Consider the following 14,246-nt stretch of genomic DNA (forward strand, 5'->3'; position numbering starts at 1 on the left):
TCAATGTAGCGGTATTAGTAAGTTGCGGTCTCTTCGCCGAACCATTCAACCAAAAGCGCGTTCAACGAACCGTCGGCTTTCATCGAAGTGATGGCCGCATCCAGTTTCGCCCCCAGTTCGGTATCGCTTTGACGGATACCAAAACCAATGCCGCCGCCCAGTGGCACGTCGTCGCCCACGAACATCAGTTCGCCACCGGACGATTCAACGATTGGCACGAGGAAATCCTTGTCGGCGAACACAGCGTCGGCTTCGCCGGCACGCAGGGCGCTGATTGTTTCATCCGGGGTTGCGAATTCCAGCAGGCTTGCACCAGAGTCCACAACATGGCCCGCTTGAATGGTCGATGTTTGCGCGGCAACAACGCCACCCGTCAGATCAACACCATCGGACATCGCGACATAGGCCGACGCGGTTGGCGGATAGTAATCTTGGGTAAAGCTGATGACTTCTTTGCGCTCGTCTGTGATCGACATACCCGCGATGATCGCATCATAGTTGCCCGACACAAGGTTCGGAATGATGCTGTCCCATTCGTTGGTGACCCACTCACAGGTCAGTTCGGCACGCACGCAAACTTCGTCGCCGACAGCGCGTTCGAAACCGTCAACTTCGCCAGCATCGTTGATGAAGTTATACGGAGGGTAGGCGCCTTCGGTGCCCAGACGGACAACAGAATGGCTTTCGGCCATGGCCATACCGGCGGTCAAAGCCAGTGCAGCGGTTGTAAGGATCAGGTTTTTCATCAGATGTCTCCCGTTTGATGATCAAGAAACCGTGGCGGAAAGAAATCCGCGCAGTCGGTCGGTTTGAGGGTTCCCAAACAAGGCCTCAGGCGGACCTTGTTCTTCGATTTTGCCTTGGTGCAGGAATACGACATGGTCGCTCACGTCGGCGGCCAATCGCATGTCGTGGGTCACGATAATCATGGTGCGGCCTTCGTTGGCCAGATCCTTGATCACCTTTACCACCTCTTGTTCTAATTCCGGGTCCAGCGCGCTGGTCGGTTCGTCAAACAGCAACGCTTTGGGTTCCATGCACAGCGCCCGTGCAATCGCGGCCCGCTGTTGTTGTCCGCCAGACAGCTGCGCCGGATAGGCATCACATTTATCGCCGATCCCCACCTTGTCGAGATATTTGCGCGCGGCTGCCTCTACCTCTGGTTTGTCGCGTTTCAGAACGGTCACGGGGGCTTCCATCACGTTTTGCAAGATCGTCATATGCGCCCACAGATTAAACTGCTGGAATACCATCGACAGGTTGGTGCGGATGCGAATCATCTGCGCGTGATCGCCGGGGCGGCGGCTGGCGCCTGTACCTTTCCAGATCACCGGTTCACCGCAAAACAGCACGTCACCTTGCTGACTATCCTCCAGCAGGTTGGCACAACGCAACAATGTCGACTTTCCAGAGCCCGAAGACCCGATCAATGACACGACGTGCCCCGCTGGCGCGGTAATATCGACGCCTTTCAGCACCTCCAGATCACCATAAGCTTTGTGAAGGTTTCGGATTTCGATAACGGGGGTAGGGTCTGTCACGGTCAGTCGCTTCAATAATTTCACAGGCAAGTAAGGCGTATTCTGTCAGCTTTTGCAACGCTCGCCCAGCGTCAATTGATGATTACAGGGGCAAACGCCTAAGGCTTAGGCGGAAGCGGCTGATCGTATGCACTTTGCGGCAGTCGAATAATTCCACGCAGATTCAGACTTTGGCGGTCGGCAGGCGATAGCGCTGTGATCGCATCGTGGATAGCGGCAAAATAGGGTGCCGGGTCCTGCCCGCCACGGGTCATAAAACTTTGCCCGGCGCTGGCGGGTGTCTGCCCGATGATCCGCAGGCGTGGCACCTGCGGATTTTCCTGTGCCTCCATCCACCATGTCTGCGCATCAATCGCGGCAATATCGGCGTACCCGTCGGCGATGGCGGCAATGACGGCATGATGGCTGCCCAGAACAAGCGGTGCGCTAAACCGGAACCCGCGCGCCGCGGCCCAGATATGCGCGGCGCCATAACCCGAATGCGATAACAATTCGTTGCAGGCAAATCGCAACCCGCGCAGATCGGTGCGTGTTTCATCCGCACGCACGACAATATGGCTGTAATAATATCCCGGCGCACAGTCCGGCAGCCCATAATGCGCCGCCCCAATCAGCGTGACACGATCCCGAAAAACGACCCGATAAGGCAGGTTGCAGATTTGTCCCAGCACCAAATCAGTGTGTGCCCAACTGTCCATGTGGTTGATATCATGGTCCAGCGTGTCTGGCGCAGCAATACCGCGATCACGCAGTCCATTGCGCACCAACACCCAAAACGCATCGTGCGCGTCGCGATTGGACGCGCGCGCGTACATCGGCAGGCTGGCAATCATCGATCAGCTGGGTTTGACGCGCAGTCGGGCGGCGTGGCTGTCTTGGTCAGTGACGCCCAACAAGGATGTCGTCATGCGCATCAGGCTGTCTTCGGCTTCGTCGCGGACCCCGTCAGCCAAGACAACGGACCACAGCGCTTCGATGACGCCGACACGGTGGTCGTAATCGATGGCGTCTTTGATCGCGCGTGTGAACCGCACTGTATCGGGGGCCTCTGCCTCCAAGGCTTCGCTTTGTTGGCGCAGATCTTGGGCCGCAGCGGGCGTCAAACCATAGCGGGCTGCCAGCGCCCGGTCGATTTGGGTTACTTCTGCCATTGCATAATCGCCATCAGCGCGGGCGATGCGCACCAGCAGGGCCCCCAGGGCCAAACGGGCATCAGGATCAGACAGGGGCTTTGCGGCGGGGGCGGTCAAGCGCTTGAGGAAATCAGTAAACATAGTGCTTACATAGGCCGTGCGGCAGTGGCTGCAAAGGTCAAATTGCTTTCAGTTTTTCGTGAAAGAGATGGGCAATCCGCCGGGCTTCGATGTCAAACCCGTAGGGTGCATTGACCACGAACAACCCTGATCCAACCATGCGGTGGCCCGGGCGGGCGGGCGGGAACGTGACTTCGGACACCACGCCTTCGGGCAAGACGTCTTTTAATGCCTTGATCATGGGGCGGTGCGGGGCATCTGTTAAAATCGGATACCACAGCATGATCACACCAACAGCCCACTTGCGATGCAGCTTTGCGATGGTGTCAGGAATGGTGTCGTAATCCGATTTCACCTCGAACGACGGATCAATCAGCAGCAGGCCACGGCGCGGGTCTGGCGGGCACAGTGACATTGCCATCTCCCAGCCATCACGCTGGCGGTAGATGGCCCCATACGGGGCCATATTATCCTGCAAGGCGGCAAACTCTTGCGGATGCAATTCGGACAGGTGGATCGTGTCAATCGGACGCAGCAATTCCGCTGCGACCAGCGGCGATCCGGGATAGGCGTTTGGGCCATGCTTGGCGTGAATGCGGCGCAAAACTTGCGTATAGGGATGACTGGACGCAAACCAATCCGCAGCCAGTGCGATGCCCTTTTCGGCCTCGCCGGTTTTTAATGCGGCGTCATCGGTCAGATCATAAAGCCCGCGTCCCGCATGTGTTTCCAGATAGCTTAGCGGCTTATCTTTGCGGGTCATATACGCGATGACCCATGCAAGCAGGCTGTGCTTGTGCACGTCCGCCATATTTCCAGCGTGATAACCATGTTGATAGGATAGCATCAGCGGGTCTTTCGCGTAAAAATATCAGGGGCGCAGCACGCCGTTTGTGCGGGCTGCGCCCGCGCCCTTGGATCAAACAAGGCGCGAGGTTTCGACAGCCGCCCGCACAAAGTCCGCAAACAGCGGATGCGGTGCAAATGGTTTGGATTTCAGTTCCGGATGGAACTGCACGCCGATAAACCAAGGGTGGTCTTGCCACTCTACGATTTCTGGCAGCTTGCCATCCGGGGACATGCCCGAGAAACACAAACCCACTTTTTCCAGCGCATCGCGGTATTTTACATCGACTTCATAGCGGTGGCGGTGGCGTTCTTCGATGGCCGTGGTGCCGTAAATTTCGGCGACTTTCGACCCTTCGGCCAGTGTCGCGCTATAGGCGCCCAACCGCATGGTGCCGCCTTTGTCGTCGTCAAACTTGCGGGCGATCTTGTGGTTGCCCTGCACCCATTCTTTTAGGTGATAGACCACAGGTTCAAACCGTTTTTTGCCAGATTCGTGGTCAAATTCCTCTGATCCGGCTTTGCCCATGCCCGCGACGTTGCGGGCGGCCTCGATCACGGCCATTTGCATGCCCAGGCAGATGCCCAGATACGGTATTTTCTTTTCGCGGGCGAATTGCGCTGCCTTGATTTTACCTTCGGTGCCGCGTTCGCCAAAGCCACCGGGCACCAGAATTGCATGAAAGCCTTCCAGATAAGGCGCTGCATCTGCTTGATCAAACAGTTCGGCATCAACCCATTCGATGCGCACTTTTACACGGTTGGACATGCCACCATGGGTCAGGGCCTCTGCAATGGATTTATAGGCGTCTTCCAACTGCACGTATTTCCCGACGATGGCGACTTTGACTTCGCCTTCGGGGTTGTGGATGCGGTCATAGACGTCATGCCACATATCCAGTTTGGGCGCTGGGGCCGGCGAAATATCAAAGGCGTTCAACACGGCCTGATCCAAGCCCTGTTCGTGATAGGCCAACGGGGCCTCGTAAATGGACTTTAGATCGTACGCCGCAACGACACATTCTTTGCGCACGTTACAGAACAGCGCGATTTTTTCGCGCTCTTTTTCCGGAATCGGATGTTCGGACCGGCAGACCAGTACATCCGGGGCGATCCCGATGGATTGCAATTCCTTGACGCTGTGTTGGGTCGGCTTTGTCTTCAATTCGCCGCTGGCCGCCAGATACGGCAGCAACGTGAGGTGCATGAAAATACACTGGCCGCGCGGTTTGTCGTGGCTGAACTGGCGGATCGCCTCGAAGAATGGCAAACCTTCGATGTCGCCGACGGTCCCGCCAATTTCGCACAGCATAAAATCAACCTCGTCATCGCCGATCTTCAAGAAATCCTTGATCTCGTTGGTGACGTGGGGAACGACCTGAATTGTTTTTCCCAAATAATCGCCGCGCCGCTCTTTTTCGAGAACAGTGAAATAGATCCGGCCAGAACTGACCGAATCTGTCTGACGCGCCGGAACGCCGGTGAAACGCTCGTAGTGACCCAGATCCAGATCCGTTTCCGCACCGTCGTCGGTTACAAAAACTTCGCCATGTTCAAACGGGGACATCGTGCCCGGATCGACGTTCAGATAGGGGTCAAGCTTGCGCAAACGCACGGAAAAACCGCGCGCCTGCAGCAACGCACCCAGCGCGGCCGAAGCCAGCCCTTTGCCCAGCGAAGAGACAACGCCGCCCGTGATAAAGATGTAACGCGCCATGAGCAGGAATCTCCCGTGAAAAAGTCCAATAATTGTGGAAGTGCGAATGTCAAAATTCGCAGTATCACGGGGTTTGACCTATAGCGGAAAAGGTCAGGTCGCGCAACCGCCCCGCAACATAATGGTGCCGGTCGCGGGCGACCGGCCAGTGGTAGTGTTTAGTCGACCGAAGGCACCAGCGGATCATCTGTTGCCGATGGTGGCAGCAGGCTATCGCCAAGGCCCGGCGCAGGTGTTCCATCTGCGTCTGGTGCGGTGATATCGATCCGGTCCACGACCGACGATACTGATGCGTTGCTGGCGGCCAGCAATGTCAGTGCGATCGATGTGCAGATAAAGGCAACAGCCAACATCCACGTCACTTTGCCCATCGCAGTGGGGGCAGGGCGTCCGCCCGTCGAACCCGGTGCGCCGCCACCCATGCCAAGACCACCACCCTCAGAGCGTTGCAGCAGAACTGTACCAATCAGGCTCAGGGCCAGAATCAGATGAATGACAAGGACAACATTTTGCATCTAAGGTGCCTTTCGGGGCGTTCGGAACAAGCGGTATCTAAAAGCTACGCGACGATGTCGCAACCCCTGAAAAACCGGTTAGTCATCCAGATCGTCAACATCTGTTTGCCCGGTCAGGCGCCTGCGCACGATTGACCAGCTTAGACCGATGGCCAAAACAATGGAAAGCGTCACAATTGCGATCCATGTATTTAGCGTGGGGTTATCCAGATTGATCAGACCCTGATCGTACATCACCCAAAGCAAGGTGCCGACCACAGCAAGAATCAGCAACATCCCGAACAGGCCAATCGACCGCAGCGTTGCACGCAAATAGATAATGTAGCCGACAAACAGGATCAGCCCGAACAACACCACCAACGACAGTTTGGTCTCATAGTTGGCCATGCCCCAGCGCACGACGTTCCACTGGGTTGGATTATACGTTGCGGCCAGCAGCGCAAAGGCAAAAATCCAGCGAATAACAAAACCCATGTGACGTCCCTGTTGTTGTTTGCGCCCGACAATGCCGCCCCGGCGCCACCCTGTCCACCCCACGCCGACAGCACAGCAAATCGAAGATGGACGCGCGCTTGCGCATTACGTAACCTCTTTGGGGTGTTGGTAAAAAGGCACCTTAAATAAAAGGCACATGATCATGCATAAATATGCCGTACGTCCCGAATTTATCGTATCGGACGAAAAGACGTTGCGCAGCTTGTTTCCGCCCACACACACATTGGCGGCGCTAAAGTCCCAAACGCGGTTCGACCAACACGCACGGGATTTTATCGCGCGCGCGCCATTTTTATGCATCGGCACCCAGGACATGCAGACCAAGGCCGATGTCAGTCCGCGGGGTGATCCGCGTGGATTTGTTAAAATCCTTGATGACCAGACGCTGGCCATCCCTGATCGTCCCGGCAACAACCGGCTTGATACGCTTGCCAATATCGTTGCCAATCCGGCTGTCGGGCTTTTGTTCATTATTCCGGGTTTCGACGATACACTGCGGGTGAACGGGCGGGCATGTCTGGTGACGGATCCCGAATTGCTGGCCAGTATGCAGGTGAACGACCGCACGCCCAGCCTTGCGATTGTCGTCGCAGTGACGGAAATATTCTTGCACTGCGCCAAGGCGTTCCGCCGGTCCAAACTTTGGGACGCAACGCAGCATCAGGACCGCAGCGAAATGCCATCACTTTCCAAGATCATTCTCGATCAAACCACTGGCGCCCCCACTGATGCCGATGAAATGCGCCAAATCGATGCTGACCTTGAAGCAGGGTACAAGCGGACGCTTTACTAAAGCACCGTGTCGCCGCGCGGCAATTTGGTGTTTCCCATGGCCGCCCGGAACGATATAGGAGGCCTGAAGCTCAAAAGGGAACTCTTCTTATGGCAAATGTGGTGGTCGTTGGTGCGCAATGGGGCGACGAAGGCAAAGGTAAAATCGTTGATTGGCTTTCTGAACGGGCCGATATCATCGCCCGCTTTCAAGGCGGCCATAACGCAGGCCACACGCTGGTCATCGACGGTAAAGTTTACAAACTGCATGCGCTGCCTTCCGGCGTTGTGCGTGGCGGCAAATTGTCTGTTATCGGGAACGGCGTTGTGCTGGACCCTTGGCACCTTCTCGGAGAGATCGAAACTTTGCGGGCGCAGGGTGTGACCATCACGCCAGAAACACTGATGATCGCTGAAAATACGCCGCTTATCTTGCCATTCCACGGGGAATTGGATCGTGCGCGCGAAAGCCAGAATTCCGTCGCCAAGATCGGAACCACCGGTCGGGGAATTGGACCGTGCTACGAAGATAAGGTCGGCAGACGTGTGATCCGCGTCGCTGATTTGGCCGACGATGCCACGCTTGAATTGCGACTGGACCGTGCGCTCGTCCACCACGACGCGCTGCGCCGCGGTTTGGGGTTGGATCCGATCGACCGTGATGCCGTGCTGGACAAACTGCGTGCGGTTGCACCGGGCATTCTTGAATACGCCGCGCCTGTATGGAAGGTGCTGAACGAAAACCGCAAGGCGGGCAAGCGGATCCTGTTTGAGGGTGCGCAAGGTGCGTTGTTAGATATCGATTTCGGTACTTATCCCTATGTGACATCGTCGAATGTGATCGCTGGTCAGGCGGCCACCGGCGTTGGTCTGGGGCCAAGCGCGATTGATTTCGTCCTGGGCATCGTCAAGGCCTATACGACGCGCGTCGGCGAAGGGCCTTTCCCAACCGAATTGCACGATCGTGATGGCGAACGCCTGGGCGAGCGTGGACATGAATTTGGAACAACAACAGGTCGCAAGCGCCGCTGTGGCTGGTTTGATGCCTGCCTTGTGCGCCAAACCTGCGCCACATCTGGTGTCACCGGTATTTCATTGACCAAACTTGACGTTCTTGACGGGTTTGAGACCCTGAAAATCTGTGTCGCGTATGATTTGGACGGCACACGTCTGGATTATCTGCCCACTGCTGCGGACCAGCAGGCGCGTTGCACCCCGATTTACGAAGAAATGCCCGGCTGGTCAGAATCGACCGAAGGCGCGCGCAGCTGGGCCGATCTGCCCGCCAACGCGATCAAATATGTAAAGCGGGTGGAAGAACTGATCGAATGTCCGGTGGCTTTGTTGTCCACGTCGCCTGAACGCGAAGACACGATCCTTGTCACTGACCCCTTCGCCGACTGATGGCGCTGGGGTACAAAGCCCGCAAGCGGCTGGCGCTGTTTGTGCTGGTGGTCGGCCTGCCCGCCTATATTGTGCTGGCCGTCACCTTGATGAACATCGCGCCCGGCTTTGCCAAACCTGTTGAGCTGGTGATTTACGTCACTTTGGGGATCGCGTGGATATTTCCGCTCAAATGGGTATTCAAGGGTATCGGGCAACCCGATCCGGATCAGGAATAAAAAAAAGGCGGGGCAATCACCCCGCCTTTTTTAATTTTTCATGTCGCCTTAGGCCGTTTGATCGGGACGGAACCGTGTGTTTTCGGCCACTTGGAAACGCCCGTTGTCCAGTTTCAGAATTTTGCTTTGGCGCAGCAGGCGCCCAAACGACCGCAGCCCGTCTTCACGCGAAATTTCTTCAGACGACGCCATCTGCACCTTCTTCATCACTTGCGGTCGCGAGAAATCTTCGTCGCCTTCAACAAACGCAATGTATGCCGCTGCTGCCTCTAGTAGGTCGCCCAATTCCGTCACGCCCTGTTCGGCAGCAAACTCAGCAAACCCACCTGCGGCCGGTCCATGCGATTGCTCTTTCATTGATGCGATACGGCGCAGTCTTTCGGCCGCGTGGTCCAAGGGCCTGCTGTCGGATGCCGCAGGTAGCGGTTGCACCAGACGCAACGGTGCGGAATCGCGCGCTTCACTGCGTTCTTCAGCGTCGTGCGCGCTCAGATCTTCGCGGAATGGCTCGTCCTTATCGACAGTTGGATCCTTGTCACCCATCTGCCGCGCTGCCTCTGTTGCGGCGACTGCGGCCTTGAGTTGCGCAAATGCACCGCGATGACGACGTCCCTCTGGGGTGTTCAATTGCGCGTCAGTCTCGGACAGAATCCGGCTCATTGCGGAATCGACGTTTTGCGTCAGTTCGTCACGTTTGGAATGCGGCACGTCATCCTCAACATCTGCTTCGCCGTCGGCGTCCGCTGCATCAAATTCGAATGCGTCTGTGGGGTCGTGCGGTGTCGTCGATAGCACCAACGGGCTGTCTTCGGCGTCGTCTTCAACCGTGTCGGTGTGATCCGTTGTCGCGTCTTCGGTCAAATCGCCCGCAAAGGCGTCCATGTCCTCATCAAACGCGTCGTCTGCATCTGCGACGGTGTCTTGTTGCGCAGCGGCGGTCACTTCGGCATTGCGTTTTGCAAGTTCCGCGAGGCGCAGCGCCAATGGGTTCGGTTTGTCGTCTTCGTCATCATCATCTTCATCAAGATCAAGAATGGAAGAGACAGCGGGGGTTGATGCTGGTGTTGCGCTGACATGCCCACGACCAACCACAGCGCGAATGCGTTGCAGTTTAGCGGCAATACTGTCGTCTTCCTCAAAGTCGTCAACATCGGCCTCTGCGGCAACGGGTTCAACGTCATCTTCGGAGTCGTCGTCGTAATCTTCTTCGTAGTCGTCTTGGGTGATGTTCATCGCACCACCGTCAGCGTATTCGCTTTCGTCTTCTTCGTCATCGTCTGCGGTCAGCGAAATGGGATCTTCGTCGTCTTCATCTTCGTCCCAACCGTCATCGGCAACATCGTCATGCGCGGTCGCCACAGGTTCTGCAAACGCGGCCCGCAGGCTGACGTTTTGACCTGTTCCTTCGATTTCGACTGCAGTGCCGGCCTGTTCTTCGGTCAACTGTGCCAACGTGTCCATGTCGGGCGCTTGCGGGGCCATGTCCATAAATCGGTTATGTCCGGCCAGATCGTGAAAATAGGACACAACTGTCTTCATCGTTGCAACCGAATCTTCGAAACCTTCTAGCCGACACGAGAACGTCCCATAAGATACATCAAGGATTTGGTTTTTCTGGCTCATGACGTTTATGCTTTCTTCGGTTATCAGACGATGCCTGCACGATTCAGGATTGTCCTTATTCAAGAACAGGATGAGGTTACATTGAAGATCATTTTGTGACCGTTTTGGGGAATGTTTGTGAATGCCGGTTAAATCGACAGCGAATGATCTGATTGTTTCATCCGAGCATACGGTCTGCTTGGTCGGTGGCGCAAGGGTGGATGCCGACCTGATCTCACTTATGTTACCGATGGTTGCGCGATTTATTGCCGTTGATCGTGGCGCAGACACGTTGATAGCGGCGGGCATTACACCTGCGGCAGTCATCGGCGATCTAGACAGCATTTCAGATGACGCGCGCGCCGCTTTAGGGGCCGTGCTGCATCATATCCCGGAACAAGACACCACTGATTTTGAAAAGGCATTGTCGCGGGTCGCAGCACCTATGGTTGTCGCGCTGGGATTTACGGGGGGGCGGATGGACCACACGCTGGCTGTGCTGAATGTGCTTGCCCGCTTCGCTGACCGCGCTGTGATTTTGGCTGATGGCACCGACGTCTGTTTCCTCGCAAAGCAGGGGACAACGTCGGTCACAGCACCACCAGGGACACGCATGTCATTGATGCCGCTTGCCGAATGTCGCGTCAGTGTCACGGGACTGCGTTGGAGCTTCACTGATCGGGTGATGCATCCTGTCGGTTTTATCAGTTCATCAAACGAGGTTGCGGGCGATGTGCGTGTGCAAACCGACGGGCCGGTGCTGATAACATTGCCACTTGCATTTTTACCAAACGCGATCAAATCGGCCTTGCGCGGGCCGTGACGTCAAACACCGCTAGCAGGTGATCGGGCAGCCGTTTGCGGGCGGCGCCTGTCAGCAGTTCGGGACGTTCACGGCCAATCCGCCCAGCGCAGTTTCTTTGTATTTTTCCGACATATCAGCACCCGTTTGTCGCATGGTTTCCACCGCGACATCCAGCGATACCAGATGTTTGCCATCTCCGCGCAGTGCCAATGATGCCGCTGAAACTGCCTTGATGGCGCCTAGGCCGTTGCGCTCGATGCAGGGCACCTGCACCAAACCTTTGACCGGATCGCAGGTCATGCCCAAATGATGCTCCAGCGCAATTTCAGCGGCGTTTTCAACTTGTTCTGGTGTGCCGCCTAACACGGCCGCCAATCCGGCTGCTGCCATGGCCGCGGCACTGCCCACCTCGGCCTGACAGCCGCATTCTGCCCCGGAAATTGAGGCATTAAATTTGATTAGCCCGCCAACGGCTGCCGCCGTCAGTAAAAATTCGGGAACACGTGACGCCACCGCGCCCGGAACATGGTCCAGCCAATAGCGTATCGTGGCAGGCACAACACCCGCAGCACCATTGGTGGGGGCGGTCACCACCTGTCCGCCAGCGGCGTTTTCTTCGTTCACGGCCATCGCGTAGGTGGACATATAATCGTTGATTGTATGCGGCGCGGTCATGTTCATGCCACGCTCTGCCATTAGCGCGTCGTAGATTCCCTTGGCGCGGCGGCGCACATGTAAGCCGCCGGGTAAAATCCCGTCCGTGACAAGCCCGCGATCGATGCAATCATTCATCACCTGCCAAATCCGGGCCAGTCCTTTGTCCAGATCGGCATGAGGCATTCGCGACAGTTCATTCGCGCGTTTCATTGCGGCGATGGATTTACCCGACGCCGCCGCCATCACCAGCATCTGATCGGCGCTGTGAAACGGATAGGGCACAGGCGGCCCGTTGTCGGTATCATTGCCTGCGGCCAATTCATCCGCCGTCAGCACGAAACCACCGCCAATTGAATAGTAAGTCATTTGGGTAAGTATATCACCCTGCGCGTCCGTCCCCATCAAAACCAACCCGTTGGCATGGCCGGGCAGGGCTGGCCCATAGTCAAATTTCAGGTCGTCAGCGGGATGAAAACGAAGCGGGCCAAGCCCCTCTGGCTGCACAGTATTTTCGCTTTTGATCCGCGTCAGTTCGGCGTCTGCCTTGATGGCGTCATATGTGTCGGCATGAAACCCTGCCAGCCCAAGGATGACAGCGCGGTCCGTGGCATGACCGACGCCCGTGAACGCCAGTGACCCATGCAAAGATGCGCGCAAACCAACGACGCGGAACGGCTGCGCGCGCAGATGATCCAGAAACCGTGCAGCGGCGACCATGGGGCCAATGGTATGGGATGACGACGGGCCGACACCCACCTTGAACATGTCGAATACGGACAGAAACATTTATAACGCACTTCCTTCTGGTGGTATGGGCAGGCAAGGTTTTGAAAACGGGGTTGGACCAAGGCCTTCGGCTTGCGCGGCCAAAACTGCCGCCGGGCGTATTTCAAACCGGGTTGCAAAGGCCAGAAGGCGCGGCCATCGCTTTAGATCGAACCACGCCGTGTCCCCACCATAAAGCGCGCACCACCGCAGCATCGGCGCCAGATAACAGGCATGAACCGACGGTGTATCGCGATCCAACCACGGGGCGGTTTTTGCGGCTGCCAGCAGGTCAAGCTGGGTGGTGATCCGGGCACGCGTCATACGGCGCAGCCCCTCGGTGTCGTCCTCTACATAGTGATCGGGATAAAATAGCATTCGCAGTGCAGCGTGCAGGGTGTTGGACAGCCAGAACATCCATTGCACAGCATGGGCGCGGGCCGGGTCGGTTGGGGCAGGCAGCAAATGACCATAACGATCCCCGAGCCATAACAATATCGCCGCCGTTTCAAACATCGGCCCGTCGGGCGTTTCCAAAACCGGAATCAAGCCGTTTGGATTCAGGGCCAAAAATGCCGATGACTTTTGGGCGTTGGCGCGGCGGTCCACCAAGATCGTTTCAAACGGCACAGCCAATTCCAACAGCGTCAGCCGCACACAAAGCGAGGCGTTGTCAGGCGCATAATGCAGGCGAACAGGGTCAGTCATGTCGCCAATCTAGCGCAAGTCATGTTTGCAGGCGGTTTAAATACGACCTGTTGGTCCTGAAAACGTATCGAATGGGCGCCTGTCAGGGCAATCAGGTCTCGCACCTTTGTGACAACGTGCTTATAAGTCACAAGGAATTTTTTTGGAGCGACCCGATGACCAGTGAATTGTCCCCCATCGACAAAGCAAAATTTCTCGCCGCGAAACAAGCCACGGAATACGTTGAATCCGGGATGAAAGTCGGCCTTGGAACCGGGTCTACTGCGGCGTGGCTGGTGCAGTGCCTTGGCGAAATGGTCCGCGATGAAGGCTTGAAAATCAAAGGCGTGCCAACATCGTCGCGCACTGCGGCGCTCGCGCGCAAAGTCGGCATCGAAGTGATCACGCTGGACGAAGCCAAATGGCTGGACGTCACCATCGACGGCACCGACGAATATGACAATGATCTGAACCTGATCAAAGGCGGCGGCGGGGCGCATTTGCAAGAAAAAGTGGTTGCGACCGCCAGTGACCGCATGATCGTCATCGCTGACGCCAGCAAAAAAGTGGATACTTTGGGGGCCTTTCCATTGCCCGTCGAAGTGATCCCCTTTGGGGCCGGCATCACCAAACGCCTGATCGAAGAAACACTGACAGGCATGGATGTGCTTGGACGTGACATCACCCAACGTATGAACGGGACGCAACCATTCGTTTCGGATGAAGGCAACTTTATCTTTGATCTACACCTGAAACGGATTGGTAACCCCCACCAGCTTAGCCTCGCGCTCAATCAAATTCCGGGTTTGGTTGAAAACGGGCTATTCATAGATATCTGTGACATGGTGATCGTCGGACATGCGAACGGGCGTGTCGACATCCGCGATGTGAACAACGATGAAACCGAAGTGGTGCGGTTCGATCTGCGCGACGACGACAATATTTTTACGGATCTGGCGGACTAATCCCA

The 14,246-nt window shown here is 56.6% G+C and carries 16 protein-coding genes; 5 read left to right on the forward strand and 11 right to left on the reverse strand.

The window, feature by feature from the left end:
- Window positions 1–14 precede the first annotated feature (14 nt).
- The 8 genes from ACXJGX_RS10570 to ACXJGX_RS10605 form a co-directional block, all read right to left on the reverse strand.
- Complete coding sequence (locus tag ACXJGX_RS10570) at window positions 15–746, reverse strand: transporter substrate-binding domain-containing protein (RefSeq protein ID WP_474781382.1); 732 nt, start codon at window positions 744–746, stop codon at window positions 15–17.
- A 21-nt stretch (window positions 747–767) separates the two neighbouring features.
- The gene (locus ACXJGX_RS10575; protein WP_474781384.1) at window positions 768–1,541 is read right to left on the reverse strand and encodes an ABC transporter ATP-binding protein; all 774 of its coding nucleotides are present in this window, start codon (window positions 1,539–1,541) and stop codon (window positions 768–770) included.
- Window positions 1,542–1,639: 98 nt separating this feature from the next.
- Window positions 1,640–2,374: a phosphate/phosphite/phosphonate ABC transporter substrate-binding protein gene (locus tag ACXJGX_RS10580; RefSeq protein WP_474781386.1), complete on the reverse strand. Its 735-nt coding sequence runs from the start codon at window positions 2,372–2,374 to the stop codon at window positions 1,640–1,642.
- Window positions 2,375–2,377: 3 nt separating this feature from the next.
- A complete protein-coding gene (locus tag ACXJGX_RS10585; RefSeq protein WP_474781388.1) occupies window positions 2,378–2,815 on the reverse strand; it encodes a tellurite resistance TerB family protein in 438 nt (145 codons plus the stop codon).
- Window positions 2,816–2,852: 37 nt separating this feature from the next.
- The gene (locus ACXJGX_RS10590) at window positions 2,853–3,641 is read right to left on the reverse strand and encodes a 23S rRNA (adenine(2030)-N(6))-methyltransferase RlmJ (RefSeq protein ID WP_474781390.1); all 789 of its coding nucleotides are present in this window, start codon (window positions 3,639–3,641) and stop codon (window positions 2,853–2,855) included.
- 72 nt (window positions 3,642–3,713) lie between these two features.
- Window positions 3,714–5,357, reverse strand: a complete 1,644-nt coding sequence (locus tag ACXJGX_RS10595; protein ID WP_474781392.1) for a CTP synthase — start codon at window positions 5,355–5,357, stop codon at window positions 3,714–3,716.
- Window positions 5,358–5,515: 158 nt separating this feature from the next.
- The gene (gene secG / locus ACXJGX_RS10600; protein WP_474781394.1) at window positions 5,516–5,872 is read right to left on the reverse strand and encodes a preprotein translocase subunit SecG; all 357 of its coding nucleotides are present in this window, start codon (window positions 5,870–5,872) and stop codon (window positions 5,516–5,518) included.
- Between the two features lie 78 nt (window positions 5,873–5,950).
- Window positions 5,951–6,346, reverse strand: a complete 396-nt coding sequence (locus tag ACXJGX_RS10605) for a DUF6524 family protein (protein ID WP_474781396.1) — start codon at window positions 6,344–6,346, stop codon at window positions 5,951–5,953.
- 163 nt (window positions 6,347–6,509) lie between these two features.
- Here ACXJGX_RS10605 and ACXJGX_RS10610 point away from each other — a divergent pair, with 163 nt between their 5' ends.
- The 3 genes from ACXJGX_RS10610 (at window position 6,510) to ACXJGX_RS10620 (ending at window position 8,760) form a co-directional block, all read left to right on the forward strand.
- Entirely contained in the window at window positions 6,510–7,160 is a 651-nt protein-coding gene (locus tag ACXJGX_RS10610) for a pyridoxamine 5'-phosphate oxidase family protein (RefSeq protein ID WP_474781398.1), read from the forward strand.
- Window positions 7,161–7,249: 89 nt separating this feature from the next.
- On the forward strand, window positions 7,250–8,542 hold the full coding sequence (locus ACXJGX_RS10615) for an adenylosuccinate synthase (protein ID WP_474781400.1): 1,293 nt from the start codon (window positions 7,250–7,252) through the stop codon (window positions 8,540–8,542).
- Window positions 8,542–8,760, forward strand: coding sequence for a DUF2842 domain-containing protein (locus tag ACXJGX_RS10620; RefSeq protein ID WP_474781402.1), 219 nt, complete (start codon window positions 8,542–8,544; stop codon window positions 8,758–8,760). The genes ACXJGX_RS10615 and ACXJGX_RS10620 overlap by 1 nt, the downstream gene beginning before the upstream one ends.
- 48 nt (window positions 8,761–8,808) lie before the next feature.
- On the opposite strand, the gene ACXJGX_RS10625 is transcribed toward ACXJGX_RS10620, so the two are convergent.
- The gene (locus tag ACXJGX_RS10625) at window positions 8,809–10,383 is read right to left on the reverse strand and encodes a hypothetical protein (RefSeq protein WP_474781403.1); all 1,575 of its coding nucleotides are present in this window, start codon (window positions 10,381–10,383) and stop codon (window positions 8,809–8,811) included.
- A 121-nt stretch (window positions 10,384–10,504) separates the two neighbouring features.
- Between ACXJGX_RS10625 and ACXJGX_RS10630 the strand changes: the two genes are divergently transcribed.
- Window positions 10,505–11,185, forward strand: coding sequence for a thiamine diphosphokinase (locus ACXJGX_RS10630; protein ID WP_474781405.1), 681 nt, complete (start codon window positions 10,505–10,507; stop codon window positions 11,183–11,185).
- Between the two features lie 51 nt (window positions 11,186–11,236).
- Here ACXJGX_RS10630 and ACXJGX_RS10635 read toward each other — a convergent pair whose 3' ends face one another.
- Complete coding sequence (locus ACXJGX_RS10635; RefSeq protein WP_474781407.1) at window positions 11,237–12,610, reverse strand: L-serine ammonia-lyase; 1,374 nt, start codon at window positions 12,608–12,610, stop codon at window positions 11,237–11,239.
- Window positions 12,611–13,297 carry a glutathione S-transferase family protein gene (locus ACXJGX_RS10640; protein ID WP_474781409.1) on the reverse strand — a complete coding sequence of 229 codons (687 nt, stop codon included), beginning with the start codon at window positions 13,295–13,297 and terminating at the stop codon, window positions 12,611–12,613.
- A 155-nt stretch (window positions 13,298–13,452) separates the two neighbouring features.
- Between ACXJGX_RS10640 and rpiA the strand changes: the two genes are divergently transcribed.
- A complete protein-coding gene (rpiA, locus tag ACXJGX_RS10645; protein ID WP_474781411.1) occupies window positions 13,453–14,241 on the forward strand; it encodes a ribose-5-phosphate isomerase RpiA in 789 nt (262 codons plus the stop codon).
- The last annotated feature ends 5 nt before the right edge of the window (window positions 14,242–14,246 follow it).

Source organism: Yoonia sp. SWMV100 (assembly GCF_056108365.1).